The sequence below is a fragment of the Mycobacterium sp. NGS51 genome (genome assembly GCF_059812525.1).
Window position 1 is genome coordinate 111,146 of sequence record NZ_JCALCV010000004.1, and the last position, 23,961, is coordinate 135,106.

The 23,961-nt window shown below is 64.6% G+C and carries 26 protein-coding genes; 9 read left to right on the forward strand and 17 right to left on the reverse strand.

The genetic code is table 11. The features are described 5' to 3' along the window. The first annotated feature begins 5 nt into the window (after nt 1-5). Genes AC5Y5W_RS06665 through AC5Y5W_RS06675 form a run of 3 tightly spaced genes read left to right on the forward strand, consistent with a single transcriptional unit; the run spans nt 6 to nt 2,795 of the window. Nucleotides 6-509, forward strand: a complete 504-nt coding sequence (locus AC5Y5W_RS06665; protein ID WP_499900094.1) for a TspO/MBR family protein — start codon at nt 6-8, stop codon at nt 507-509. Continuing rightward, nucleotides 506-1,552, forward strand: coding sequence for a type 2 isopentenyl-diphosphate Delta-isomerase (gene fni, locus AC5Y5W_RS06670; protein ID WP_499987309.1), 1,047 nt, complete (start codon nt 506-508; stop codon nt 1,550-1,552). Before AC5Y5W_RS06665 ends, fni begins: the two co-directional genes overlap by 4 nt. A 4-nt stretch (nt 1,553-1,556) precedes the next feature. Beyond that, on the forward strand, nt 1,557-2,795 hold the full coding sequence (locus AC5Y5W_RS06675; RefSeq protein WP_500010517.1) for a nucleotide disphospho-sugar-binding domain-containing protein: 1,239 nt from the start codon (nt 1,557-1,559) through the stop codon (nt 2,793-2,795). 9 nt (nt 2,796-2,804) lie between these two features. Here AC5Y5W_RS06675 and AC5Y5W_RS06680 read toward each other — a convergent pair whose 3' ends face one another. From AC5Y5W_RS06680 to AC5Y5W_RS06690, 3 genes are all read right to left on the reverse strand, one after another. Further along, nucleotides 2,805-3,371 carry a MarR family winged helix-turn-helix transcriptional regulator gene (locus tag AC5Y5W_RS06680; RefSeq protein ID WP_499900096.1) on the reverse strand — a complete coding sequence of 189 codons (567 nt, stop codon included), beginning with the start codon at nt 3,369-3,371 and terminating at the stop codon, nt 2,805-2,807. Nucleotides 3,372-3,522: 151 nt separating this feature from the next. Continuing rightward, nucleotides 3,523-3,912 (reverse strand): SRPBCC family protein, encoded by a 390-nt coding sequence (locus AC5Y5W_RS06685; RefSeq protein WP_500010516.1) that lies wholly within the window; start codon nt 3,910-3,912, stop codon nt 3,523-3,525. Between the two features lie 41 nt (nt 3,913-3,953). Further along, nucleotides 3,954-4,499, reverse strand: a complete 546-nt coding sequence (locus AC5Y5W_RS06690) for an STAS domain-containing protein (protein ID WP_500022236.1) — start codon at nt 4,497-4,499, stop codon at nt 3,954-3,956. 228 nt (nt 4,500-4,727) lie between these two features. On the opposite strand from AC5Y5W_RS06690, the gene AC5Y5W_RS06695 reads away from it, so the two are divergent. Continuing rightward, nucleotides 4,728-6,086: a cryptochrome/photolyase family protein gene (locus tag AC5Y5W_RS06695; RefSeq protein ID WP_500010514.1), complete on the forward strand. Its 1,359-nt coding sequence runs from the start codon at nt 4,728-4,730 to the stop codon at nt 6,084-6,086. Between the two features lie 33 nt (nt 6,087-6,119). Here the strand turns inward: AC5Y5W_RS06695 and AC5Y5W_RS06700 are convergent, their stop codons facing one another. Beyond that, the gene (locus AC5Y5W_RS06700; protein ID WP_499900100.1) at nt 6,120-6,335 is read right to left on the reverse strand and encodes a hypervirulence associated TUDOR domain-containing protein; all 216 of its coding nucleotides are present in this window, start codon (nt 6,333-6,335) and stop codon (nt 6,120-6,122) included. A 242-nt stretch (nt 6,336-6,577) separates the two neighbouring features. Here AC5Y5W_RS06700 and AC5Y5W_RS06705 point away from each other — a divergent pair, with 242 nt between their 5' ends. From AC5Y5W_RS06705 to AC5Y5W_RS06715, 3 genes are all read left to right on the forward strand, one after another. Further along, nucleotides 6,578-7,528: a methylenetetrahydrofolate reductase gene (locus AC5Y5W_RS06705; protein ID WP_500010513.1), complete on the forward strand. Its 951-nt coding sequence runs from the start codon at nt 6,578-6,580 to the stop codon at nt 7,526-7,528. Continuing rightward, nucleotides 7,525-8,280: a class I SAM-dependent methyltransferase gene (locus AC5Y5W_RS06710; protein WP_500010512.1), complete on the forward strand. Its 756-nt coding sequence runs from the start codon at nt 7,525-7,527 to the stop codon at nt 8,278-8,280. The genes AC5Y5W_RS06705 and AC5Y5W_RS06710 overlap by 4 nt, the downstream gene beginning before the upstream one ends. Nucleotides 8,281-8,401: 121 nt before the next feature. Next, the gene (locus tag AC5Y5W_RS06715) at nt 8,402-9,028 is read left to right on the forward strand and encodes a flavodoxin family protein (RefSeq protein ID WP_500010511.1); all 627 of its coding nucleotides are present in this window, start codon (nt 8,402-8,404) and stop codon (nt 9,026-9,028) included. 21 nt (nt 9,029-9,049) lie between these two features. On the opposite strand, the gene AC5Y5W_RS06720 is transcribed toward AC5Y5W_RS06715, so the two are convergent. Further along, nucleotides 9,050-10,531, reverse strand: coding sequence for a cryptochrome/photolyase family protein (locus AC5Y5W_RS06720; protein ID WP_500010510.1), 1,482 nt, complete (start codon nt 10,529-10,531; stop codon nt 9,050-9,052). Nucleotides 10,532-10,726: 195 nt separating this feature from the next. Here AC5Y5W_RS06720 and AC5Y5W_RS06725 point away from each other — a divergent pair, with 195 nt between their 5' ends. Beyond that, the gene (locus AC5Y5W_RS06725) at nt 10,727-11,113 is read left to right on the forward strand and encodes a PPOX class F420-dependent oxidoreductase (RefSeq protein WP_499900453.1); all 387 of its coding nucleotides are present in this window, start codon (nt 10,727-10,729) and stop codon (nt 11,111-11,113) included. Here the strand turns inward: AC5Y5W_RS06725 and AC5Y5W_RS06730 are convergent. The 9 genes from AC5Y5W_RS06730 to AC5Y5W_RS06770 are packed head-to-tail and all read right to left on the reverse strand — an operon-like array spanning nt 11,097 to nt 19,009. Next, nucleotides 11,097-11,537 (reverse strand): DUF2784 domain-containing protein, encoded by a 441-nt coding sequence (locus AC5Y5W_RS06730; protein ID WP_500010509.1) that lies wholly within the window; start codon nt 11,535-11,537, stop codon nt 11,097-11,099. The genes AC5Y5W_RS06725 and AC5Y5W_RS06730 overlap by 17 nt on opposite strands. 11 nt (nt 11,538-11,548) lie before the next feature. Next, nucleotides 11,549-12,550 carry a DUF5914 domain-containing protein gene (locus AC5Y5W_RS06735; protein WP_500010508.1) on the reverse strand — a complete coding sequence of 334 codons (1,002 nt, stop codon included), beginning with the start codon at nt 12,548-12,550 and terminating at the stop codon, nt 11,549-11,551. Continuing rightward, a complete protein-coding gene (locus AC5Y5W_RS06740; protein ID WP_500010507.1) occupies nt 12,547-14,070 on the reverse strand; it encodes an FAD-dependent oxidoreductase in 1,524 nt (507 codons plus the stop codon). The genes AC5Y5W_RS06735 and AC5Y5W_RS06740 overlap by 4 nt, the downstream gene beginning before the upstream one ends. Further along, the gene (locus AC5Y5W_RS06745) at nt 14,067-14,792 is read right to left on the reverse strand and encodes a class I SAM-dependent methyltransferase (RefSeq protein ID WP_500010506.1); all 726 of its coding nucleotides are present in this window, start codon (nt 14,790-14,792) and stop codon (nt 14,067-14,069) included. Before AC5Y5W_RS06745 ends, AC5Y5W_RS06740 begins: the two co-directional genes overlap by 4 nt. Beyond that, complete coding sequence (locus tag AC5Y5W_RS06750; RefSeq protein WP_499900448.1) at nt 14,779-15,090, reverse strand: lycopene cyclase domain-containing protein; 312 nt, start codon at nt 15,088-15,090, stop codon at nt 14,779-14,781. The genes AC5Y5W_RS06745 and AC5Y5W_RS06750 overlap by 14 nt, the downstream gene beginning before the upstream one ends. Further along, on the reverse strand, nt 15,087-15,416 hold the full coding sequence (locus AC5Y5W_RS06755) for a lycopene cyclase domain-containing protein (RefSeq protein WP_499900447.1): 330 nt from the start codon (nt 15,414-15,416) through the stop codon (nt 15,087-15,089). Before AC5Y5W_RS06755 ends, AC5Y5W_RS06750 begins: the two co-directional genes overlap by 4 nt. Beyond that, entirely contained in the window at nt 15,413-16,348 is a 936-nt protein-coding gene (locus AC5Y5W_RS06760; RefSeq protein ID WP_500010505.1) for a phytoene/squalene synthase family protein, read from the reverse strand. Before AC5Y5W_RS06760 ends, AC5Y5W_RS06755 begins: the two co-directional genes overlap by 4 nt. Continuing rightward, nucleotides 16,345-17,865, reverse strand: coding sequence for a phytoene desaturase family protein (crtI, locus tag AC5Y5W_RS06765; RefSeq protein WP_500010618.1), 1,521 nt, complete (start codon nt 17,863-17,865; stop codon nt 16,345-16,347). The genes AC5Y5W_RS06760 and crtI overlap by 4 nt, the downstream gene beginning before the upstream one ends. Nucleotides 17,866-17,893: 28 nt before the next feature. Next, complete coding sequence (locus AC5Y5W_RS06770) at nt 17,894-19,009, reverse strand: polyprenyl synthetase family protein (RefSeq protein WP_500010617.1); 1,116 nt, start codon at nt 19,007-19,009, stop codon at nt 17,894-17,896. A gap of 332 nt (nt 19,010-19,341) precedes the next feature. Between AC5Y5W_RS06770 and AC5Y5W_RS06775 the strand changes: the two genes are divergently transcribed. Further along, on the forward strand, nt 19,342-20,685 hold the full coding sequence (locus AC5Y5W_RS06775) for a DUF2867 domain-containing protein (protein ID WP_500010504.1): 1,344 nt from the start codon (nt 19,342-19,344) through the stop codon (nt 20,683-20,685). 47 nt (nt 20,686-20,732) lie between these two features. Here AC5Y5W_RS06775 and AC5Y5W_RS06780 read toward each other — a convergent pair whose 3' ends face one another. From AC5Y5W_RS06780 to AC5Y5W_RS06790, 3 genes are all read right to left on the reverse strand, one after another. Continuing rightward, nucleotides 20,733-21,128, reverse strand: coding sequence for a hypothetical protein (locus AC5Y5W_RS06780; protein WP_500010503.1), 396 nt, complete (start codon nt 21,126-21,128; stop codon nt 20,733-20,735). Between the two features lie 128 nt (nt 21,129-21,256). Next, a complete protein-coding gene (locus tag AC5Y5W_RS06785; RefSeq protein ID WP_500010502.1) occupies nt 21,257-22,618 on the reverse strand; it encodes a TIGR01777 family oxidoreductase in 1,362 nt (453 codons plus the stop codon). A 27-nt stretch (nt 22,619-22,645) separates the two neighbouring features. Beyond that, the gene (locus AC5Y5W_RS06790) at nt 22,646-23,869 is read right to left on the reverse strand and encodes a glycosyltransferase family 4 protein (protein ID WP_500010501.1); all 1,224 of its coding nucleotides are present in this window, start codon (nt 23,867-23,869) and stop codon (nt 22,646-22,648) included. Between the last annotated feature and the right edge of the window lie 92 nt (nt 23,870-23,961).

A 23,961-nucleotide genomic window follows, 5' to 3' on the forward strand; every position in this document is an offset into this window, starting at 1 on the left:
TCTGCATGCGAGTCTCTACCTTGATCGCCACCACCGTGTCGGTGGCCGCTGTTTCGTTGGTCGGTGGTCTGGCCAGCGGGCCGTCGGTCCAGTCAAAGTGGTACGCACGGCTTCGCAAGCCGCCGTATCAACCGCCCCGGCAGGTGTTTCCCGTGGTGTGGCCCGCGTTGTATGCCGACATCGCGGTGGTGTCGGCGTCCACCATCGACGACCTGAACCGCGCTCACAACGATACCGACGCCCGGGCCTACCAGCTGGCGCTTGGCCTGAACTTACTTCTCAACGGTAGTTGGTCCTGGTTGTTCTTCAATCGTCATCGCCTCGGGGCGTCGGCCGTCCTCGCCGCTGCGCTGACCGCCAGCAGCGCCGACCTGACCCGCCGGACGATCGCTGTGCGTGGCTTTCGCGGGGCGCCGTTGGCGCTCTACCCACTGTGGTGCGCATTCGCGACGGCGCTTTCCGCACACATCTGGCTGCTCAATCGCGGGCGCCACCGCACTTCGTCGTGACTGTCGACCCGGACGGAGTCACGCGGCGCAAACGCAGGCATATCGACGTCTGTCTGGACGGCGACGTGTCCCACCGGGGTGTGACGACTGGGCTCGAGCGCTACCGTTTGCCCTACAACGCGCTGACCCAGACCAGTCTCGGTGACATCGACTTGTCCACTCGATTCATGGGTGCCGCGCTGCGCGCCCCGGTGATCATTGGCGCGATGACCGGTGGCGCCGAATTGTCCGGCACCATCAACCGCAACCTCGCGGTGGCCGCCCAACGGCTCGGCATCGGGCTGATGCTGGGCTCGCAGCGGGTCATGCTCGACAGCGTGCGCGGCGAACATGCGGCGGCGAGCTTTACGGTGCGGGACGTGGCACCCGACGTACTACTGTTCGGAAACATCGGTTTGTCGCAACTGACCAAGGACGCGACGCCCGATATCGCGAAGGCCCTGGCCCACGTCGGTGCCGACGTGCTTGCTGTGCATACGAATCCATTACAGGAGGCAATGCAGTACGGGGGGGACACTAATTTCTCCGGATCACTTGATCGACTGTGTGATGTCGGTGGGGCAGTGGGCTATCCGCTACTGCTCAAGGAAGTTGGCCATGGTATCGGCGCCTCGGCCGTCGCGGAGTTGATGCAGCACGCCGCACAGCTGCCAGTCGATGCCATCGATGTGGCGGGGGCGGGCGGGACGTCTTGGTCGCGGGTGGAACAGCTCGTCCGTTACGGTGAGCTGCGCTACCCGGAACTCGCCGACTGGGGTGTTCCGACTGCACGCGCGGTCATCGAAGTCCGAGCGGCGCTGCCGGAGATCCCGCTGGTGGCCTCAGGGGGAATTCGTACCGGCATGGACGCGGCCAAAGCGATTGCGCTGGGTGCCGATGTCGTTGCGATCGCACTCCCGCTCTTGCTTCCAGCGACTGAATCCGCTGCGTCCGTGGAGGACTGGCTCCAACACTTCATCGAGGAGCTGCGGATCTGCTTGCACGGGTGCGGCGCGGCCAATATGGCGGCGCTGCGCAACGTGCGGCTCACGGCCGTCAGTTGACGATATGGCGGTCATTCTCGCCTACGGCTCCCCGGCGTTGGGGCACCAGCTGCCGCTCAGTGCGCTGTTGGGTGAGTTGGCCGAACGTGGGCATGAGGTCCACGTGCGCACCATGGCGGCGGGTGTCGACCAGGCACGAATGATGGGACTACACGCCGAGGCCGTCGACCCCCGGATCGAAGCCATCAGCGGTGAAGACTGGCTGGCGTCAGATGCACTGGGAGTACTGAAGATATCGATCGAGGTGCTTTGTCGACGCGCAGTATTCGAAGTCGACGACGTACGGCGAGCTGTCGCGACGGTACAGCCAGATGCGGTGGTCGTCGACGCGAATTGCTGGGGGGCTTTGTCCGCAGCCGAGGCCGGCGAAACGCCGTGGCTGGTGTTTTCACCCTTTACCCCATACCTGAGGTCACCCGGGGTGCCGCCATTCGGTCCCGGACTGCGGCCGCTGCGCGGTGCTGTCGGCACTCTTCGCGACGCGTCGGTACGCCCAATTGTGAGTCGACTGTTCGATCGTCGAATCCTGCCTGCGGTCAATGCCATTCGGGGGCAGCTGGGTATCACGGTCGTCGACTCGGTTGACGGATTGATGCGGCGCGCGCCGCTGCTGTTGGCTGTGGGTGGTGAGCCGTTCGAATACCCGCACCCGGGCTGGGGTGATGCTGTCCACCTGATCGGAGCGTGCGCCTCGGAACCTGAACCGGCAGCGATGCCGTCGTGGTTTGCGCGGATCGACCGCCCGATCGTGCTGGTCACCACGTCCTCACTCAAGCAGGCAGACACCACGTTGGGGCGAATGGCCCTGGAGGCCCTGGCTGATGAGCCGGTCCACGTGGTAGCGACGTTTCCGGCGGGCGTCCCTGCCGGTCTTCCCCGGCCCTCGAATGCCACCGTGTGCCGTTTCGCCTCGCATGGTGCGGTGCTCGAGCGTGCCTGCTGTGCAATCACCCACGGCGGCATGGGCACTACGGTCAAGGCGCTCGACCGCGGTGTGCCGGTGTGCGTCGTGCCGTTCGCCCGCGATCAGGCCGAAGTTGCCCGCCGGGTACAGGTTGCCCGCTGCGGCACTCGACTGCCCGCAAAGAAACTGTCTGTGCGCCGACTACGCGCAAGCGTGCGCGCGGCGATGACGATGACCGACGGCGCCCATCGCGTTGCTCACGGTTTCGCTGCGACCGGCGGCGTCGCGCGAGGGGCTGACCTGATCGAGCAGCGGGTGCTCGGGTCGGAAATCCAATAGACCGAAACCTCAGCGGACGCTTTTTCGTAGTCCTGCGGTGGTTTTCGTCGGACGCTTAGCGCTCGTTGACCGATGGGAGCGCGGTTTGGTGAGGTCCTCTTCGAACGTGGACATCGCCTCCGTCATCGCCGAGAAGACGCGATGCGCGGCAACTAGGTCTTTGTCGCTCAAGTGAGCGACCGCAGAACGCAGATGTGCACCGAGGGGATTGAAAAACGCCCGGGCCAACCCCATTCCTTGCTCTTCGTAGCGCAGCAGCGACTTGCGGCGGTCCTCGGGATCGGGCTCCCGTCGGATATGCCCGGCCTCGATCATCCGGTCGACGAGGTAGGTGATAGCTGCCGGCGACACGTCCATACGCTGCCGCAGCTCAGTCGAAGTCAACGGCTTTCCTGTGGTTTCAGCCACCATGATGTGCAGCAGTGCCTGGCAGTCGCTGCTGTTCACACCCTGTTGGCGGGCGAAGTACCGGGCTATGCGGTCAGATTGCGCGGTTATCGCTCGCATGTCCGCCGACATCAGCTTTTCCAGCTCCGCCCGACTCGGCGCCGGATTCTTAGCGCCCCGCTTGGTCACCTGGCCGCTTCCTTACTCAGCGATACGCCCCACAGCGGATGAGACATCTGCTGAGACGGTCGTGAAAGCTCGCACTGCTGCACTAGTCGTGTCGCGGTGGCATTACACCACAGCTTGCCACCGTGTTGGTATGTCGACAGCGTAGCGAGCTTCAGCTACCGCGACGTGAACCAAGCACAAGCTGTTCGATGCGGCGTAACGCGATAAAGCACACCGGTAGATAGGCCGTGGCCCACCAGGGCACCGCGAACATGGCGCGGGTTCCACCGTCGACGGCATCGACGTAGTGACGGGTTGCCGGCACGTCGGCGACCCGCCAGGCCCACGACCGGCCGGTATCGAACTCAGTGATCAGGAAGGGCACTGCAACTCCGAGTGGTCCCGAAATTGCACCGGTAGTCCCGAGTTGTAAACCGGCTTCCGGCTTGTCAAGCCGGGCATTGGTGATGGAAGGTCCCCATGTCGGCCATGCCTCGACATCAACCAGCACGTCCCAGACCTCGGCCGGTGGTGCCATGATCATCCGGTCCGCGGTCAGCATCGTCTGACGTCGCGGCAACCGGCGTAGTTCACGATTGCGCCCTATGAGGTTATCGATCGCGCGGACGACGTCCGCCTATCGGCGGACGCGAGTCTTTCGGATGCCACTGCCGGTGAACTGCGGGTGGGCAGCAATGTGTCGCAATCCAGCACGTGCAGTAGGTGACTTACAGCCTTACTGGGCACGAGAGCCCATGTCAGACCAGCCTTCTGGCATTGCTCGTCGATGGCGGTCAAGGCGCGGAAGCCCGATAGGTCGATGAACGCAACTCCGCTGAGGTCGAAGACAAAATTGCGGCGGGTTGACACGAGCTCGCCGACAAACGCTTGCACATCGGTGGAGTTGCTGGCATCGATCTCGCCACTGACTTCGTAGACGGCGATCGGATGTTCCCGCCGCGCGAGCAACGACAACGTCGGCGCAGCGAAAATTTGGGCGGGGAGACGTATGTCGGGGTGGGCCATTTGGAAGCTCCGGTAACCGATCAGGGGTGCGGACGGATTGGGCATCGACCTGATGGCCGTTGGCTTGTGGTCGACTGCAATCAAACCGTAAGTCTTGTCGCTGCCCGAGAGCTGGAAACTCAACCCTGCGACTCAGTGTAGCCGAGTAACGTGAATCGGGTATCCCAGCCGCTAAATCAGGTGCTATCCGATTCCGGCATGCTCTCGGTGTTTGCTCCAGTTGGCCTATCGCACCGTCCATCACCTGGGCTTATTAAATAACTTAACTTTTAAGCAATGGCATTCGAGGGTATGCACACGTCTTGGCGCTTGACGGCATTGATGTGCCTCCGGAAGGCAGGACCGACAATCATGGCAGTGGCGATGGCGTTGTTCACCAGAGATCTCCGGATCCGCGACAACCCCGTTCTGACGGCGGCACAGCGGGCCGGCGACGCCGTCGCACCGGTATTCGTCCTTGACGAGGCGATACTCGCCAGCAGCTACTTCACCCCCAACAAGGCTGCTTTCTTGAGCTCAGCGCTTGCCGAACTCGACGAGGAATTACGTCGGATCGGCGGACGGCTCGTCGTTCGACGCGGTGAATGGCTGCATGAAGTGCTGCGGTTGGTTGGTGAGCTCTCGATCGATGAAGTCCACATCGCCGCCGACGTGAGCGCCTACAGCCAGCGGCGCGAACGGCGGCTAAGCCATGCTCTGCAGAAAGAAGGGTGCCGCCTGGTTGTCCATGCCGCAAGCGTGACAGTCTGCGACCCCGGTGAGCTCGCTCCCGCAGGATCTGACCACTTCGCGGTCTTCACCCCGTACTACCGACGATGGAGTCGGGCTTCCGCCCGGAAGGTGCTGGCCGGACCGCGGTCGCTGACCGTACCGGACGTAACGAGCGAGCCGCTGCCCGACGCCGGGCAGCTGTGTAAGGGAGAGCCGTCGCCGCAGTTGGCCGTCGGCGGGGAGCGCACCGGCCGCCGGCTGCTGCAGAACTGGCTTAGCGGCCCGGTTGACCGCTACGACACCCGTAATGACGACCTCGCCGCCGACGCGACGTCGCGGTTGTCGCCGTATCTGCATTTCGGATGCCTTTCGTCGAGTGAGATCGTGCACCGGGCCGGGCGCTCGACAGCGGGCCGAGAAGCCTTTGTCCGCCAACTCGCCTGGCGAGACTTCCACCATCAGGTCCTGGCTGCCCGCCCCGACGCGGCGCGAGCGGACTACCGCGCCCACGCGGACCGCTGGCGCCGCGAACCGGAATTGCTGGACGCCTGGCGGGACGGGCGAACCGGCTACCCGATTGTCGACGCCGGGATGCGCCAATTGGCCGCTGAGGGATGGATGCACAACCGGGCACGGTTGATCACCGGCAGCTTTCTCACCAAGACCATGTACGTGGACTGGCGGCAGGGAGCCGAGCACTTCCTGAGCCTGCTGGTAGACGGAGACATCGCCAACAACCAGCTCAATTGGCAGTGGGTCGCCGGTACCGGCACTGACACCCGACCCAACCGGGTGCTCAACCCGCAACGTCAGGCCGAACGTTACGACCCCACCGGCGACTACGTACGCCGCTGGGTTCCCGAGCTGGCGCACATCACCGGCGCGCACGTGCACGCGCCATGGGAACTGGACTCCACGCAGATCGACTATCCCAAGCGGGTGGTCGATCATCTCGAGGGCGCACGCCGCTTCAAGGCAGCCCGCTCCGGCAGCAAGTAACATGTTTTCGGTCTCCCCGAAGCCGGCAGCAATTTACTTTCTCCGCTTCAGCGCATCCGGCTTGTGCACGGCGTCGGCACCGGTCTTGCTGCTCCGCACGCGGTACTGCGGCTGGTCGGGTGTCGCACGGACCGTTCGGCCGGCGGCTTCGGTGTCGGAGGTCAACTTCTCCTCAACCGTCCCTTGCACGGTGCTGCCGTGACTCTGCCACTCGACCTTGTCTCCTTTACGAAATTCATTGCCGGACATCGGCTCACCTTTCGTCAGTGCGCTGGGTTTGGCCAGCGCTCCGCAGCTGGGCGGGGTCTGAAGTCGGGCATACCCAAGATGCCGGTTAGTTAACATGTTGATCAGAACCGGATATAGACTGCCGAAACCTCCATCGGAAACCCACATCACATGATCTGCCCTACCGAGCCGTTGACGAGCACCCGACCAGTTGAGCCGACACCACGGTGAACGACGCGGCAGGCCAAACGTGTCCAAAACGAATGGAATTTGGGCCATGCGGAGGTGTGCGAACCGACGGCCAATGCGAAATGAGGCCCGGTGCTTGTGCTTTCACTGATGCTGTGCCTTGGCCCGGCCCTGCAATGCCCGTGCCGCCGGTGAAAGCGCCGCTGATACTCACCGACTTCAGTTGCACCCCGTTCGATCCGGCCGACGTCGCGGCGACGGCCAAGATCTTGGCCTCGTCCTGCGACGCAGTGTTGGTCGGCGAGCACCAGAACCGGCCCGATTTTCCGCCTGCGGTGATAAGCCGCCTGCTGCTTGACAACGGTGCTTTCCCGTGGATCACGCTGTCATGCCGGGACCGCAACCGGGTCGTGCTCGAGCAGGAACTACGTGGTTTGTCGTTGACCGGCACACCGACCGTGTTGTGTGTGACCGGTGACGGGCGTGGTTACGACGTGCGGCCAGACGTCACCCAAACGTTCGACCTGGACGGGCCGCGGCTCGTCGCTCTCGCAGCCAGCCTGGGTGTGATCGCGGCCGTCCCCGAAACGCCGACCGCTCCGCCACTGCATGCTCGACCCATTCGCCTCGTCTACAAGCAGCAAGCCGGCGCGAGCCTTGCGGTTCTCAACCACGTGCCGCGTCCCTCCGCGGTGGCCGAGTTCGTGCGTGAGGCTCGGTCGGTGGGCCTTTCGATTCCAGTGCTCGCCGCCGTCGCGGTGTTCACCGACGTTGTCTCTGCCGCAATCCTGCAGGGGTTGCCGGGTCTTCACATGGATCAAGACCTGATTGACGATGTCGTCAACGCACCTGACCCGGTCGAGGCAGGCATACAGGCCGCGGTCACCGAGGCGCGCGCACTGTTGTCGATCGAAGGTGTTGAAGGAGTGAATATCTCCGGCGTTGCCTCAGGTGCCGGAACGAGAATCGGAGCCCGGATCAAGGCGGAAGTCGGTGCTCGTATCCGCTCGGAGGCTGCCTCGTGAATGAGGCGATGGAAGCGGAATTCGACACGGTCGCGGAATGGACTGCCCAGGTCGCCCTCGACTTAGGGCCCTCCTACCACATCCCGGCGGCTTGCCGAGGCAGCGGCAGCCCGGCAGCACTGGACTGGCTCATCGATTCGCTGCGACTCGATTCCGGGCAGGTGCTCCTGGACTGTGGGGCCGGTCTGGGAGGACCGGCGGCGTACGCCAGCCGGCGACGAGCTGTACGGCCGGTGTTGCTGGAACCCGAACTCGGCGCCTGCCGTGCGGCCCGCAAGCTGTTCGGCTTCCCGGTGCTGCAAGGTTCGGCGTCGGCGATTCCTCTTGCCGACGAAAGTTGCGATAGCGCGTGGGCGCTGGGAGTGTTGTGCACGACGTCATCGCAATTGGCGCTACTCGAAGAACTGTGCCGGGTCGTACGGCCGGCCGGCGGCATCGGATTACTGGTGTTCGTCAAGCGAATGCCTGAGCACGACGAGCAGCCGGACGGCAACAACTTCCCTTCCGAGGAAGCGCTGGATGACATGGTGTGCCAGGCCGAGATGCGCATAACCGCCCGGCGTGGCCTGGTGGACATGCCGCCCGCGAGGCCAGAATGGCAAACTCAAGAAGAGACCGTGAGTGCCGAACTGGGCCGCCGGCATGGTGGCAAACGCGCCTGGTGCTTGGCGGAGGATCAGAGCGGACGCATGGCGAAACTGCTTGCAGCATCCCGGATTGCGGGTGAACTGCTCATTCTGCAGCGACGGTAAGCGCCGGCATCGACCTCCACCAGGCCACTCGGTCGACCGCGTTCGGTGGCCAACGCAGCTTCGACGTCCGAAACCATTGCGGCATCGTTTCGTCGCCGCACTGTCGGGGTATGCGGCTGTCGTGGCACCAACGCGACGACGGGGCCTTCGCGCCCTTGCGGTGATCTGCACGTTGAAGCCCGGCGGAACACCGTCGAGCAGCGAACTCATGGCGACTCAACTGCTGGATCAACTGCGCCGTTACGATGTCGAGGGCGAATCGATACGGGCCGTAGACTTCTCCGTCTTGCCCGGCGTCGAGGCAGACATGGGCCCTGGTGACCAATGGGCACCAATCCGCGAAAAGATTCGCGCCGCAGACATCCTGATCGTGTCCACCCCGACATGGGTGGGGCACATGTCCAGCGTCGCACAGCGGGTCCTGGAACGGCTGGACGCGGAGTTGTCCAACACCGACGACGCGGGTCGGCCGGCTATGGTCGGCAAGGTAGCGCTGGCGGCCGTGGTCGGCAACGAAGATGGCGCGCACAAGGTCGTCGCCGACCTCTTCCAGGCGCTCAACGACATCGGCTTCAGCATTCCGGCGCAGGGCTGCACTTACTGGAACGGTGAAGCCATGCAGGGCAACGACTTCAACGATCTCGATGGGGTGCCCGAGGCAGTGGCCACTACCACTGCCGCCGCTGCCCGCAATGCCGCCCACCTGGCCGACGTGCTACGCGGAAACGAGTACCCCTCCTACCGGTAATCGCCACCGCCGAACCGAAGGCTATGGCGCGTGATCGCCTAACCGGCGCTGTTGCCTGATCACCGCGTCGAGGTCTGAGAGTCGTTGCAACCCCGCCAAGGGCCGCGACATCCGCTTATTTCCGGCAAGTCGATCGCGGTTGCGGTGCATAAACCACCAATAGCCGCCCGTAAAGGGGCAGGCATCCTCACCGATCCGCTTTTTCGGGTTGAAACGGCAGTGCCGGCAGTAGTTGCTCATCCGGTCGATGTAGGCACCGCCGGACGCATACGGCTTGGTTGCCATCAGGCCACCGTCGGCATGCTGTGACATGCCAATGACGTTGGGTACCATCACCCAGTCGTAGCCATCGACGAAACAGCGGTGAAACCAGTCGGTCAGCGCGGCGGGATGCCAGCCGCGCTGTAACGCGTAGTTGGACAGCACCATGAGTCGTGGGATGTGATGCACCCATCCGTGGTCGCGGACGTCGGCCAGCACGTCGCGCAGGCAGCAGGCCTGCACTGCGTCGGCGTCCAACTCGGCGAACCACCTGGGCAGCGAACCTCTTGCGGCCAACGCATTTCGCGTGCGGTACCTCTCGCCGAAGTGCCAGTAGACGTGCCAGACATAATCGCGCCAACCGATCAGCTGCCGGATGTAGCCTTCGACGCTGTTCAGTGGCGCCGATCCAGCGCGGTATGCGTCCTGCGCCGCGTAGGCACAGTCCAGCGGATCGAGCAGACCCAAATTCATCGGAGCTGACAGCAGGCTGTGCGACATCCACCAGTCGTCCTTCATCATCGCGTCTTCATAGCGGCCGAAGTCGAAGAGCCGCCGTCGAACGAAGACATCGAAGGCGTGCTGAGCTTCCTCCTGCGTGACCGCGAATTCACGGGGGCCGTCGCGCCCGACAAACGACACCGTGCCGTCGCGTTCCCAGCGGTCTAAATCGGCTCGGACGCGCTCATCGATCTCGTCTTCCTCGGGAAACCAGGGTGCGGCCACCTCGAGTCGAGTCGACTTCCCGGGCGGCGGGTCGCGGTTGTCGGCGTCGAAATTCCAGCGCGAGCCTGTCGGGTCGGCGCCGTCCATCAGGATGCCTAAGCGGCGGCGAGCATCGCGGTAGAAGTTTTCCAGCAGCAAACTGCGCTGACCGGCCGCCCATTGCTCGAATTCGTCTCTGCTCGTGGCGAAACCGCGGGCGGGCAGTACCTGGACCGACGGCTGCGTTCGGACAAACCGATCCGCCACCCGCGACGTCGGCTGGCATACCGTGATCGGGTCGCCAACGCCGGCCAACGCATCCCGATATGTGTGCGCCTGGATGAACTGGGCTTGATCACCGAGCTCGGCGGCGCGGTGGCGGATGGCGGACAAAACCAGGTGGGCTTTACGCCGGTGAAAACGCCGGCGTGCAAAGACTGCGCGTGACTCGATCAACAGCACCGGCTGATCGGGTTCGTCGAGAAAGTGCGGACCCAACTGGTCCGCGAAACACCACCGCCTGCTGAGTCCTTTCAACGCAAGCTCACGCCCTGCGGTGTAGGTGATGGGTTGACGGGCACCCGGCCGAGATTGAACACGACATGGATGTTCCCGTTCTGAGCCGGCCCAACCAGGTGAACCCGAGGTCTGGACGGCGGTCCGGCACGGTCCGTTAGTCTGCGTTGGGAACCGCTGCCATGAGGCATAAGTTCGACCACTGGAGGAAAGGGCGTGGCCGCCAACTTCACGGACGTTATCAAATCCAAGTATCTGCTGCTGACGACGTTCACAAAGGATGGCCGTCCCAAGCCGACACCGATCTGGGGCGTGCCTGCCGGCGACCGGCTCCTCGTCATCACCGACGACGACTCGTGGAAGGTCAAGCGGATCCGCAACACCCCCCGGGTGACACTCGCTACCAGCGGGGCATTGGGTAAGCCCACAAGCAAAGAAGTCGAGGCGACTGCCACGGTGCTGCCGAAGTCGGAGACGCGCCGCGTCTACAACGCCGTGCTCAAACGCTACTGGTACCACGCCTGGTGGTTTTATGCGCACTCGATCGTTCGCGGCGGTATCGACAAGGTGCACATCGGGATCGAAGTCAAAGCCGCTGGTTAGGACGTCGGCCGCGGTGGCTGGCGACGACGACCCATGACAGGCCCGCTGCGAATAAGGCACTGGCCTGCGCGACACGAGTACGGCCGGTGGGGTAGAAAACACCGGCAACGTAGCGGTCGATGAAGCCGGTTGCGGGCAGCGGATCCATGTTCGCCTGAGCTCGGGCCCACTGTTCGAGATATGTCGACGGACAAGGCAATCGGAAGCAAATCACCGCCACGGCCCACACGACCGCCAGCACGTGCAGCAGGAGGGTGCGTGGCCAGCGCAATGCCAGAAATCCGCCGCTCGGCACATAGATGAGGTAAGCAAGGTGCGCGCTGACGATCAGCAACACAGCGGCGGCGAAATAAGGTTTGTCGGGGACTGAATGGCGTTGGAGCAGGGGAGTGGCCGCACGCCGAGTGCATGGCTGCCTGCACATGTTCGGCGGTCCTATTTCGCCGGATTGCGCCGGACCTGATAGCGACGCTCGGCATACGCGAGATCATCCCGCCACAGCCGGCTGGCGGTGTAGCGCATAAGAGGTCTCAGCAACGGGGCCGCCCGGCGTGCCCGGGCGAACCCGGCCCGGTCTGACTGTGCGATGGTGGCCTCGATGACGGCCGTGCGCGGTTTGCCGTCCTCTCCGAAACCAATGGGCGTCGCGTGGGTTTCGACAACGCTGCCAGCGCCCTCCCCGTCTACGATGCGCATCACGATAGTGCGTGCCGCCGGGCTGGTGAATTCCGCGATGACTGGCACGCCGAATCCGCCGACGCGGAAGGTCACCGCAACCAAAAAATGATCGGCTTGTTCGCTGGGAGTAGCCAGCACTTCGAGCCGGGCGAACGAGTATGGGTGAAACCACGCTCCGTGCCAGGGGTCGAGGCGGTTGGCGATGATGTCGCACGGCTCGCACACACCCACGAGGTGGGTGACGGCGGGTAACGTCTCGCCGATCGGTCTGGACGGGATCACCGGCGTGTCCAGCGGTGGTTCACCGCCGGCACCATCGAGTCGAACCCATGCCAGTACACCGTCGTCGTGACTGGGCAACGGTTTCCAGCCGAGTTTGGCGGTATCGCCGTCCAGGGTTAGCCCATGCCATCGGCAGATCAACGAGCCCTGGTGCACCGTGCCGGTTGCGAGGTCGGCACCGAGGTGCGGGCAGCTTTGCGGGCCGACGCAAAGCACGCCGTGCCGGTCACGCCATGCGACGACGTCGACACCGGCAACAGTCGTCCCGAACGGGCGATCCCGACGAACCGCGCGGCTGTCGGCAAACACGTACCAGTTACCGGTCGGTCTCTGTTCAGCGCGGTGCAGTGCCGCGTTGATGATGGCCGGTTGGGCCTCGCGATACGTGGGCCGCTGCGTGGGCCATGACGGTTGTGCCATGAGTTGCAGCGGCCAGTCTTTAGGCCAATGCCCGCGTAACTTCTGCAGAACGCTCATTGTCGTTGGGCTTTCTCACGGGTCGCGAGCCAGCGCAGCAGCGGCGACCGGCCTCGGTTGGGAACAGTATGCAGCGGGTGCCCGGCGACGTCCCATCGGGCCAACAGTTGGTTGGCGGCGCACCAACCGGTCGTGGCCGCGCGTTCCATCAGTGCGACGGGTAAGTCGATGCGAATTCCGTCTCCGGCCAACACCAGTCCCCGTTGCGGAGTGCTGACAGTGGGTCGGTCAGCGTGGGAGCCCGGCGCGAACAGCGCGCAGTCGCTGCGCTGGAGAACACGCTCGACGACCACCTGCGCCGTCGCGGTCTCCGGGTAAAGCTCGTGTAGTTGCCCGAGCACCGTGTCATGCAGCGGTGGGGAACCAGCGGCATAGCAATGTAATTCGACAACAGAACCGTGATGCTGCTGCGACCAGTCAGCTGCTTCGCGTTCGTAGCGCTCCAGGACGCTGACGTTGTCGAGCGGTTTGCGGCCGGCGGTGCCCAGGAATGCCGGACGGCCGGAAGCCACTGGCCGGTCGAGCCATAACCGATGCACCACAAAGGGCGGCGCGGTACGCAGCCGTGCGATCCGGTCGCGCCATACGTCGTCGGCCAGGCCGGGCGACGCTGCCACGATCTGCTGCAAACCCGTGACGTCGGTCGCCAACACCACCGCATCGGAGTCGATACTTTCTCCTGAGTCCGTGTGCACGCGAAACGGCTGTGCTGCATCGGTTTCGATGCCGGTCACGGTTGTGCCGAGCCGGAACCGCACGCGATGAGACTCCAGGTGGCGCCGCAGCGGCTCCCACAGTGCAGTGTCGTAGTTCGAGGTCGGGACGTCGAAAACAAGTCCTTCGCTGGACCCGAGAAAGTAGATGTGAAACATGGTCGCCAACTCCGCAGCCGACAATTGCGAAGGGTCGGCGAAAAAACTGCGCGAGAACACTTCAAAGGCGAGATGGCGTGCATCCTCGGGAAAGTTGATGCTCTTCAAAAATGTTTCGGCGTCGATGTGGTCGAGCTCAGCGTAGACCTGCGGTACCGATACCGCCGCCAGCGGTGCGGCGGCCCGCGCATCGAGGCGGGCCAGGTCGGCAAGACGGAAGGTGGGACTGCGGATGGCGAACGCCAGCGCGTTCCAGGGTGGGGTGCGCGGCAGATTGCGGAAACTGTCGCGTCGGCCCGCGCCATCGACCAGCGGATAGTCGTGGACAGGCGTGAGCATGCTCAGTCGAGCGTCAACTCGGCGCAGTAGTGCGCGCAGGTTGTAGTACTGCCGAAAGAAAGCGTGGAAGCCGCGATTCATCGCTAGGTGGCTGCCATCCTGCGATTCGGTCCAGCCGCCTACCCGTCCACCCAAGTAGTGCTCTCGCTCGATCACCTCGACGGCGACACCGCGTTCGGCCAGACCGGTCGCGGCGGCCAGACCGGCGATGCCGGCGCCCACGACGACAGCGCTGGGGCGGCACGGCAGCGCATCGACACTCGGCAAACCCTCTGGTGCCAAGTGAGTTTCGTGGCGGCGATCCATCATTGCGGCGTGTGAGCGAGAAAAGTGTGGACGATGTTGGCCTCCCACCCGGGCATCGTTTCGCTGTGCACGGCGGTGAACCCGGCTTCTGACAGTCGGCGCCGGAAGCTCGCCGCCCCGTCGAAAGCCAAAACGCTGCGCCACAGATAGCGATAAAGCGTGGCGTCGCGGGTGCGCCACCATCCGGTGGGGATGATGATCCCCCAGCAGACCGCATGCCAGATGCGGGTGGCAGCAGGGGAGTCGCGCACCGAATACTCGTGAATCGCCAAGATGCCCCCCGGCCGCAGCAGCGCGCGAAACTGCCGCAACTGGGCATCGGCGTTATCCAGGTTGCGCACCAGGTACGCCGCCAGGATGCCGTCGAACGGTCCGGTGACGCCATGACGTGCCAATTGCTCGATGGGCGTGTGCACGAAGCGCACCGAGGCCGGCCAGTCCTTCGCCCGTGCTGCATCGAGCATTCCACCCGACGCGTCGACCGCGACGATGTCCGCCTCGGGCGCGACCGTGAGCAGCGCTGCGGTTGACGCGCCGGTACCGCACCCAGCGTCGAGCAGTCGCAGTCCCTTGCCATTGTTGGCCAGTCGCATTCGGCGTGCCGAACGCCGCAAGTTCGGGTGGTAGCCGGGATTGGCGCTGACCAGTCGATCGTAGGCCGCTGCGCCGGCGTCGAATGCACGCGCTAAACCGCTGGCGCGCAACGAGATTCTACCGGCGCTCACGCTGGCGCTCCCACAACAGCAGCACCGCAGTGAGCAGCGCGAAGCCGAACAGAAAATCTTCGACTGGGATATCGAACGGGAAGCGTACGCCGCTGGTCTGGCGATTGTCATAAACCACGATCGGTGCGCTGAGCTTTGTCAGCCAGCCGTCGACGAGGACCTGAAATCCCAGCACGATCAGCATCGACAGCCAGTAGGCCGGGCGCTGAAACAGGCCGGTGCGCAGCACCGCCAGTTCGATGGCACAAACGGCGACAACGGCCAGCACGGCCGGTGCCGTGTATCCCAGCCCCGTCATCGGCGATTCACCTTCACCCGATCGAGAATGGTGCTCACCGCGTTGTAGGTCAGCAGTGCGCACAACGGGATCACGACGAAGAACAAGACCTCTTCGATCGGAACCCCGAATGGAACGTGTACACCGGTGATGTAGGCCGGGTTGTACGTCCAGAAATGCGCGGCGACCGCGACTTCGTCCCAGATCAGAAATATCGCCGCAGCGGGCAGCACCGCACCAACGAGTCGTCGCGGTTGCCGATAGACACCCCGGCCGAACAACTCCAATGGGAGGGTGATCGCCAGGCAACCGGCCAGCACCACAAGGTATTGCCAGCGATCGCTCATGCGGCGTGCTTTTGACCAGTGCGTGCGCGCCATGCCTGGAAGAGGCCGACGCCGGCCACGTGAAGCCGTCGCCCCATGCCGACGTTGGCCCGGCGACTGAACACCGCGAAATCACACGCCTCGATGCGCTGCAAGATCTCGGAATACAAGGTCATGGCGGTTGTCACGCAGGGGCGTGAACGCGGAGCAAGCAATGCTATGCCGTCGCCGGCGTACCGATAGATCTGCCGGGTGATGTCGTGCTGGTCGGCCAGTGCGTGACGCACCCTGACATCGGTACGACGATGGTCGTGACACCACATCAGCAGATCCCGGTCGACATCGTAGGCGGCAAGTTCGTCTGCCGGCAGATAGATCCTACCTCGCATCAGGTCCTCATCGACATCACGCAGGAAGTTGGTCAGTTGGAATGCCTGACCGAGGGCCGCCGCGTACGGTGCCGCCTCCTCGACGGAGCTGACGGTTCCGAGTATCGGAAGAAGCTGTAACCCAATTACTTCCGCCGAACCGCGCATATAACGGTTGAGGGCTTTTCGGTCGGGATAGTCGGTAACCGTCAGATCCATGCGCATCGACGCCAAGAAGTCATCGAAGAGATCCGAGCCGATACCGTAACGGCGCGCCGTGTCGGTAACCGCCGCGAGCACCGGGTCGTCGGCCCGGCTGCCGGTGAAAAACCGGTCCGAGAGCCGGGCAAGCCGTTCGGCCCTGATGGTGTTGGTCAGGGCCGGGTCCAGATCGTCGAGAATGTCGTCGGCGTGCCGGGCGAAGCCGTATAGCGCATGAACCGGCGGTCTTTGGTCCGGGGCCAGCAACCGGGTGGCCAGAAAGAAGGTGCGTCCGTGGGCGGCGTTGATTTCGCGGCAGCGGCGATATGCTGCGCGAAGCAGTCGGTCGTCGATGCCGGCAGCGTCCAACTCGTTGCGAATCATGGCAAGTGGGCTTTCATGTCGAGGTGGCGTCGGGGTCGGTCCACGACGCCGGTGATCCGGTCGGCGGCGAGCCGTCCGGATATCAGCGCGGTCGGCACGCCCACGCCAGGCACTGTCGAGGATCCGGCTAACACCGCGTTGTCGATACCACGCACGAGGTTTGCCGGGCGGAAAGGCCCGGTCTGACCGAAGGTGTGCGACAGCGCAAATGGCGTGCCGGCCGCCATGCCCTGACGAGCCCAGTCGGTGGGGTCGACGACGTCGAGCAGTTCGACACTGTCACGCAGATCGGGCAGCAGCCGGTCGCGAACGGTATCGATAAGCTTGTCGGCGTAGGGTTTTGCGACGTTGGACCAATCCACGTTCCCGCGGTCCAGGTTTGGTGCAGGGGCAAGCACATACAGCAGGTCGTGTCCGGCAGGAGCCAGACCCGAGTCGCTGGTTGTCGGTCGGGTGACCAATAACGACGGATCGCGCATGAGTTGCCCGTCGCGGATGATGTCGGTGAATGTCTGGTCCCACGCTTCGCCGAACAGAATCGTGTGATGTGCAGTCGCCGACGTCAGGCTGCGGCAGCCGGCATGAACCACGACCGCCGAGGGCGATGCCCGCAGCGGCCGGAAGCGGCGGGGCGTGCGGCCGAGCAACTCGTACGTGGTGGGCAGTTCGCTGGTCAGCACCACGGCATCACAGTCAATGCGCTCACGACTGCTGGTTTGGACTGCCTTGATGCGCGTGCCGTCGCGCTCCAAGCCGGTGACAGTCGAGTTGTAGCGAAATCGCACACCCGCGTCGACACCAGCAGCGGCCAACGCATCCGGTAGTGCACGGATCCCGCCGCGAGGAAAGAACACCCCGGAAACGGTGTCCATGTAGGCGATCACCGCATAAGCTGCCAGCGCATCCTGCGGGGCCACGCCGGCATAGAGGGATTGGAAAGTGAACACCCGCCGCAGCCGCGCGTCGCTGATGTAGCGCTTGACCATGGTGTCCCACTTGCGGAATCCGCCGATCACAGCCAGCCGGGCCAGTTGTGGGGTCAGCAGCGCCAGCGGCGAATCAAAATTCGCGGAGATGAACCCGTCGAACTCGACGCGGTACAGGCGGGCTAACCAATCGCGCAGCCGGCGATAGCCGGCAGCTTGCCGGGAACCGGCGAATGTCTCGATTGCGTTTGCCATTCGATCGGCGTCGCTGTGGACGTCGATACTGCTGCCGTCGGCGAACACGGCTCGATATGCCGGATCGACCGGAAGCAATTCCAAGCGGTCGGAGAGCGCTTCACCGACGGCACCGAACACCTCATCGATGATTTCGGGCATGGTGAGCACTGTGGGCCCGGTATCGATCCGGTAGCCACCGACGTCCAGCCGGCCGGCACGTCCACCCGGCCACGCCTCACGTTCTACTACCGTGACCGAGCGACCACGACCGGCCAGATGCAGTGCCGCCGACAGACCGGCCAAACCGGCGCCGATTATCACGACGTGGCCGTCGCGTCCCCGGGTTGTCCGCATCACCGACAGATCCTCGGGCCGGCGATTCTCATTCCGCCCGCTCCGTGCAGGCGGTCGCCATCTTGTCGAGTGCGAGGCAGACGGAACTGTCGATAACATCGTGATCCAGCACATTTCGGGCCAACGTGACGCGGCGGCCGATCAACTCTTCGATCCACTGCGCAGCTCCCGTTTGGACGATCAGCGTTTTCCACCGGTCGAGCGCGCCATCGTCGAGATACTCGCTGTTCATCAGTTGGGCGAGTTCGCGGCGGGTGCCCGCGTCTGCCATGTGGTGCGCGGTCACCAGCACGCTGGTCGCCTTTCGTTCCAGCAGGTCCCCTCCGCTGGGCTTGCCGGTGACTTCGGGTGACCCGAAGACGCCCAGCATGTCGTCGCGGAGCTGAAACGCCTCACCGACAGCGGCACCGTAACGGCCAAGCAACGACAAGGTGCACTCGTCGCAGCCGGCCATCGCCGCGCCGATTTCCAAGGGCCGGCGCACTGTGTAGTTGCCTGACTTGCGCCGCGCCACGTCCAGCACGGTGTCCAGGGGTGGCAGATCGCGGACATCGCTTGACAGGTCGGCGAACTGGCCCACCGCCAACTCGATGCGCATCGCGTCGTAGCGCGGCCAAACCCGCTGGAGACTGCGAGAGTCCACTCCGCTCTCCCTCAGCATCTGTTCGGCCCAGATCAGGCACAGGTCCCCCAGCAAGACCGCGCCCGACTCGCCGAATCGGCGTGGCGAACCGGCTAACTTCCGGTCGCGGTGCCAGTCGGCGAACGTGATGTGCGCGGCTTGACGGCCGCGCCGTTCGGGGGAACCGTCCATCACGTCGTCTTGCAGCAGCGCAAAGGCGTGCAGCAACTCCAAACTGGCCGCCGCCGCCAGAGCAGCATCGCTTGGCGCGTCACCGCACAACCAGCCCAGGTACATAAAGGTCGACCGCAGACATTTGCCGCCGGAAACGAAATCGACCAGGGTATCGCCAGCCGAGTCGACTCCTGATCTGTCCAGCTCAGCAACACAGTGCTCATCGACGAATGCTGCGACGCTGGCCAGCACGGCCTGCCGGACACCCGATCGCCAACCGACAAAATTGTCCGCATCCGACCAGAGCTTGGTGACAGCTGGAGACACCTCATCCGGAACCAGCGACAAAGTACTCACTTCGCGCACGGTCGCCCCTCCCGGCAGCCATTTCAGTCGCCGACTCGAACGGCTCAAGCTCACGCGGTGATACCCCTCTGCCCGTGTCGACAAACATGACGACATAGCTGGCCGCGCCGGCGACCTCTGTTAATTTGCTTAAACATTAACTTAGTGAAGTTCAGTGCCGAGCGCCAGCAATCGCCGACAACCGACGCGACGGGATGCCGGCAGCAGAGCCCAACGAGTACGTTCGTGTCAAGGACGGCGACGAACGGGCGTCCGACGTCGGGCCGACTCCGAATAACAGGTGGGAATCTGATGGGCGGAGGTGACGATCAAGAGTGCGCTGCTTGGTGACTGGAGCGACGGGATACGTCGGTGGTCGTCTGGTGCCCCGGCTGTTGAATCGGGGTTACCAGGTGCGCGCATTGGCTCGCAGCCCGGCAAAACTCGACGATGTTCCGTGGCGGAACGTCACCGAAGTGGTGTGTGGCGACCTGAGTGACCCGCAGTCGCTGGCGTCAGCGTTCGAAGACGTCGACATTGTGTATTACCTGGTTCATTCAATGGGGACTTCCGCCGATTTCGGCGCCGAAGAACGACGATCGGCGAAGAACGTGGTGGCCGCCGCTCGGGCTGCCGGTGTGCGCCGCTTGGTGTACCTCAGCGGTCTGCATCCCGCGGGAGCGCGACTATCACCACACCTCGAGTCGCGCACGGCTGTCGGTGACATCTTGCTGAGCTCGGGCATCGAAACCCTGGTATTGCAGGCCGGAGTCATCATCGGTTCTGGCTCGGCCTCGTTCGAGATGATCCGGCACCTGACCGATCGACTGCCGGTCATGACGACACCGAAATGGGTGCACAACAGGATTCAACCCATCGCGGTTCGCGACGTCATGCATTATCTGGTCGAGGCAGCGGCCGCCGATGTGCCGACCTCGCGAACCTGGGATATCGGCGGGCCGGACGTTCTGGAGTACGGCGAGATGATGCAGATCTACGCGGAGACCGCCGGATTGCGCCGACGCGTCATCGTCGTGCTGCCGTTTCTGACACCGACGATCGCCAGTTGGTGGGTGGGTCTGGTGACGCCGATCCCACCGGGGCTCGCGCGACCGCTGGTGGAATCTCTGCACTGCAATGCCGTCATGGCCGACCACGATATCGACGGTGTGATCCCGCACCCGGCGGAGGGCCTTATCGGCTACCGGGAGTCCGTCGAGCTGGCGCTGACGCGTATCGCGCACGGTGTGGTGGAAACGTCCTGGTCGACCGCAACGCACGATGGCGAGCCGTCGGTGGCGCTTCCGAGCGACCCCGCTTGGGCCGGCGAAATCACCTACATCGCAAGAACATCAGCGAATACCAATGCGACACCTTCCGAGCTCTGGAAGGCGATCGAAGCGACCGCGATCCGGCGCGGGTGGCACGAGCAAGGCGGCACACCCGGCGAGTTGTTGCGCTTTCAGACCCTTGGCCGCCAGCCCGGTCAGATGTGGCTGGAGATGCGGGTGTCCGACGCTCCCGGAGGGCACAGCCGCTACGAGCAACGGATGATCTTCTATCCGCACGGTATCGCCGGCCGAATCTACTGGTATGCAGGAATTGTGTTGCAGCGGCGTTGGTTTCGTCGACTATTGCAGGATGTCACCGCCAGCGCGGCGGCTGCCGCTCGTGGCTAAGGTGCGTCACCGAAATACGTCCGCGCCCGGCTGTCGATGGTCCAGCGCTATTGGGCTTGGAGAGCCGTCAGGAGACCGTCCGGGTCCGCGACGGTCACCGTGAGTGCGGAGTGGTCCCGCAGCCCGATGACCCGATGGATTCGTGGGCTGAAGTGGACGCAGACGCCCGCGGCCGCGTTGGTGCCAAAGGTCAAACCGTCGTCAGCCATGGACAGCCGGGGTCCGACAGCGGTCCACCAGCGGTATGGGCCGGTGATGTGTGCATCCTGTACCTGACGCATCGGCACGTCGACCCGCAGAGGTCCGTAGCGGGCGATGAAACGGCCGTGGTCGAGCGTTACCCCTTGAGCTTTGCGCCAGGCTCGGAACGGAAGCCAGAACGGAGCCAGACGACGGTCGTATCGGTAGGGAAAAAATTGGACCTGCGGCGTTGGCTGTTTCATACTCCATCCTTACTACGAAAAGCGAGCCCGCAAACGGCTCTGGCCAGGGCGGGCCGCGGATAGCGTTTATCGAGTATCAGTCGGCTCTTCGCGCTATGCCCTGCTGCGCATGCCGGGAGGTTGCCAGGTCATTTGGGTGCGGCACGGCCCAGGACGTGCCGCAATGCCTGTTCCAGACTCGGGTGGCGAAACCGATGCCCCACTTGGTTGAGGCGGGACGGGATCACCCGTTGGCTCGCGCAGGCGAGTTCGCGGGCCCCCTGGGCGCCCAGTAGCACCTTGGGACCCAGTGCCGGCACCGGTAACAGCGCCGGCCGCCGGACCACGCGTGCCAGGGTGCGGGTGTAGTCGATGTTGCGGACGGGTTCCGGGGCGACCGCGTTCACCGCGCCCGCCAAGGTCTCGTCCCACAGTGCCCGGTGATAAATGTCCACGAGGTCGTCAATGCCGATCCAGGGCAGCCATTGGTTGCCGTCGCCAACCCGGCCACCAAGTCCGGCGCTGAACAACGGCCGAAGCAGGTGGAGAGTGCCGCCGCGCGGTGATTGGACAATGCCGGTGCGCACGTGTACCACCCGAATTCCGGCTTGTTCGGCCGATGCGGTCGCGTGCTCCCAGTCGGCGACGACGTCGGCCAGGAAGCCGTCGCCGCGATCGCTCTGCTCGGTCACGATGTCATCACCGCGGTCATAACCGTAATAGCCGATCGCGGACGCTGAAAGCAGCACCGCCGGACCGTCCGGGGTTTCTGCCGCCAGCTCGGCCAGGCGTCGAGTCGGGCCGATTCGGGTGTCGCGGACCGCGTGTCGGTGGGCGTCGGTGAACCGGCCTGCTATCGACGCGCCGGCCAGGTGGATCACCGCATCGATGCCGGCCAGTAGATCAAGTGCAGGATCATCCGGATTCCACTGCCGCTCATCACTGCTCGCAGGTTCATGACGGACCAGCCGGATCACCCGGTGACCGCCCGTCGTCAAGAAGGCGGTCAGTGCGGAGCCGACCAGCCCGGAGGATCCGGTGACGGCAATGGTCTTTGGAGTCAGACCGTGCTCGGCGGCGCGTCGGTGGGCGGCCAAGTCGTCGGCCAGCTGGCGATGCCGGTAGACAAACATCGCGTGCAGCATGCGCTCCGGCACCCGCGTCGCGACGCGATCGGTCACGCGGGTCCGGTTTGCGTCGACCTCGTCGAATTCATGCGTGTGACGCCACCGCACCGCGGCCCGGGCGGGAAGCGACGCGAGCCCGTCCGCGCTGAGTTCGTCGACGAAACACCGTGGCGGATCGTAAACGCGCGGTTGGTGCTGTGCGACCCAGCGCAACCCACCCGGGAGCGCCAGCACGGCGCGGCCGTCTTCGAGTGAAGTCGCCTCGGCGACAATTCGCATCGGCTGCCACGGCGGGGACAATCGGGCAAACGCGCCCGGCCGACCGTGCCAGGCAAAGACTTCTTCGCGCGGAGCGTCGATGACGCTCGAGTACACCAGGCCCATTGTTTCGACGGTACCGGCCCTTTCGGACTACCGGTCCAGCAGCGCGTGTTCGACGATCGGCAACCGGGGCAGCGGCTGGCGTTCGCGGCGCTTTGCCGCCAGGTACACCTGCGCGGTCTCCTCGGCCACGGTGTGCCAGTCGAAGTCCGAAGTCAGCCGCCGCCGGGCGGCGTGCGCACGGCGCTGCGCGGCGGCCGGGTCGTCGAGCACGGCACTGACCGTCTTGGCCAGCTGGAGCACGTCGCGCGGTGGGCAGGACATGCCGGTCTGGCCGTTGATCACCGCCTCGCCCAAGCCGCCGATGTTCGACGTCACCAGCGGAGTGCCGGCCGCGGCGGCCTCCAGCGCCGCTAGCCCGAACGGCTCGTAGTGGCTGGGCAATACGGCTGCGTCGGCGTGGTGCAGCGCGGCCAGCAGGTCGGCATGGTCGAGGCGTCCGACGAAGTTGGTGGCCTTGAGCACCCGGTGTTTTCGCGCCTGGTCGACGAGCCAGTCCTGCTGGGTGCCCTCACCGGCAACGGTCAGCGTCGTTCCGGGGTGGGCGCGCCTGATCCGCGGCAATGCGGCGATCGCGTCGTGTACGCCCTTCTCGTATTCCAGCCGGCCCACATACAGCAGCTCCGGTGGGCCGGTGCGGGGCCGACGGGCCGCGAAGGGCCAACGCCCCGCGTCGATTCCGTTGCGGATCACCGTGATCTGGCTCAACCCCGGACCGAACAGTTCGGTGATCTCGTCGCTCATCGACGCCGAACAGCTGATCAGCGAGTCGGATTCGCGCACCAGCCATGACTCGAGGGCGTGCACCTGGCGGCTGACGGGACCGGACACCCAGCCGGAATGCCGGCCGGCCTCGGTCGCATGGATGGTGGAAATCATTGGCACGTCGTGGAACTCGGCTAGCGCCATGGCAGGGTGGGCCACCAGCCAGTCGTGTGCGTGCACAACATCGGGGGTGAAATCCAGCAACAGCCCGGCGCGGGTCATCGCGTGTCCCATGGCAAGGGTCCAGGCCATCATGTCGTCGGCGAAGCTGAACTCATGCGGGTCCTGGGCGGCCGCAACCACCCGCACGCCCTCGCTGAACTCTTCTGTCGACGGGTGCGTGCTCGGGTCGGTTCCCGTAGGCCGCCGGGAGAGGACGACGACCTCGTGGCCGGCCACGGCCAACGCTGTCGACAGGTGGTGGACGTGGCGACCCAGGCCGCCGATCACCACCGGCGGGTACTCCCACGAGACCATCAAGATCCTCATGCGGTTGCCCACTTTTGGCGCGCCCACCTTGGGCGCGAGCGTGCGTGTCCCCGGTCCGACACGCCGCTTTCGGACCGGGGACACGCACGCTC

What these genes read in the sequence shown, in the direction of transcription:
- AC5Y5W_RS06675 (WP_500010517.1), top strand. Translation starts at nt 1,557, where the DNA reads ATGGCGGTCATTCTCGCCTACGGCTCCCCGGCGTTGGGGCACCAGCTG.
- AC5Y5W_RS06790 (WP_500010501.1), bottom strand. Translation starts at nt 23,869, where the DNA reads ATGAGGATCTTGATGGTCTCGTGGGAGTACCCGCCGGTGGTGATCGGC.
- AC5Y5W_RS06695 (WP_500010514.1), top strand. Translation starts at nt 4,728, where the DNA reads ATGGCAGTGGCGATGGCGTTGTTCACCAGAGATCTCCGGATCCGCGAC.
- AC5Y5W_RS06705 (WP_500010513.1), top strand. Translation starts at nt 6,578, where the DNA reads ATGGAATTTGGGCCATGCGGAGGTGTGCGAACCGACGGCCAATGCGAA.
- AC5Y5W_RS06735 (WP_500010508.1), bottom strand. Translation starts at nt 12,550, where the DNA reads ATGAGCGTTCTGCAGAAGTTACGCGGGCATTGGCCTAAAGACTGGCCG.
- AC5Y5W_RS06685 (WP_500010516.1), bottom strand. Translation starts at nt 3,912, where the DNA reads ATGCTGACCGCGGACCGGATGATCATGGCACCACCGGCCGAGGTCTGG.
- AC5Y5W_RS06700 (WP_499900100.1), bottom strand. Translation starts at nt 6,335, where the DNA reads ATGTCCGGCAATGAATTTCGTAAAGGAGACAAGGTCGAGTGGCAGAGT.
- AC5Y5W_RS06750 (WP_499900448.1), bottom strand. Translation starts at nt 15,090, where the DNA reads ATGACGGGGCTGGGATACACGGCACCGGCCGTGCTGGCCGTTGTCGCC.
- AC5Y5W_RS06755 (WP_499900447.1), bottom strand. Translation starts at nt 15,416, where the DNA reads ATGAGCGATCGCTGGCAATACCTTGTGGTGCTGGCCGGTTGCCTGGCG.
- AC5Y5W_RS06785 (WP_500010502.1), bottom strand. Translation starts at nt 22,618, where the DNA reads ATGGGCCTGGTGTACTCGAGCGTCATCGACGCTCCGCGCGAAGAAGTC.
- AC5Y5W_RS06780 (WP_500010503.1), bottom strand. Translation starts at nt 21,128, where the DNA reads ATGAAACAGCCAACGCCGCAGGTCCAATTTTTTCCCTACCGATACGAC.
- AC5Y5W_RS06760 (WP_500010505.1), bottom strand. Translation starts at nt 16,348, where the DNA reads ATGATTCGCAACGAGTTGGACGCTGCCGGCATCGACGACCGACTGCTT.
- AC5Y5W_RS06665 (WP_499900094.1), top strand. Translation starts at nt 6, where the DNA reads ATGCGAGTCTCTACCTTGATCGCCACCACCGTGTCGGTGGCCGCTGTT.
- crtI (WP_500010618.1), bottom strand. Translation starts at nt 17,865, where the DNA reads ATGCGGACAACCCGGGGACGCGACGGCCACGTCGTGATAATCGGCGCC.
- AC5Y5W_RS06730 (WP_500010509.1), bottom strand. Translation starts at nt 11,537, where the DNA reads ATGTGCAGGCAGCCATGCACTCGGCGTGCGGCCACTCCCCTGCTCCAA.
- AC5Y5W_RS06740 (WP_500010507.1), bottom strand. Translation starts at nt 14,070, where the DNA reads ATGATGGATCGCCGCCACGAAACTCACTTGGCACCAGAGGGTTTGCCG.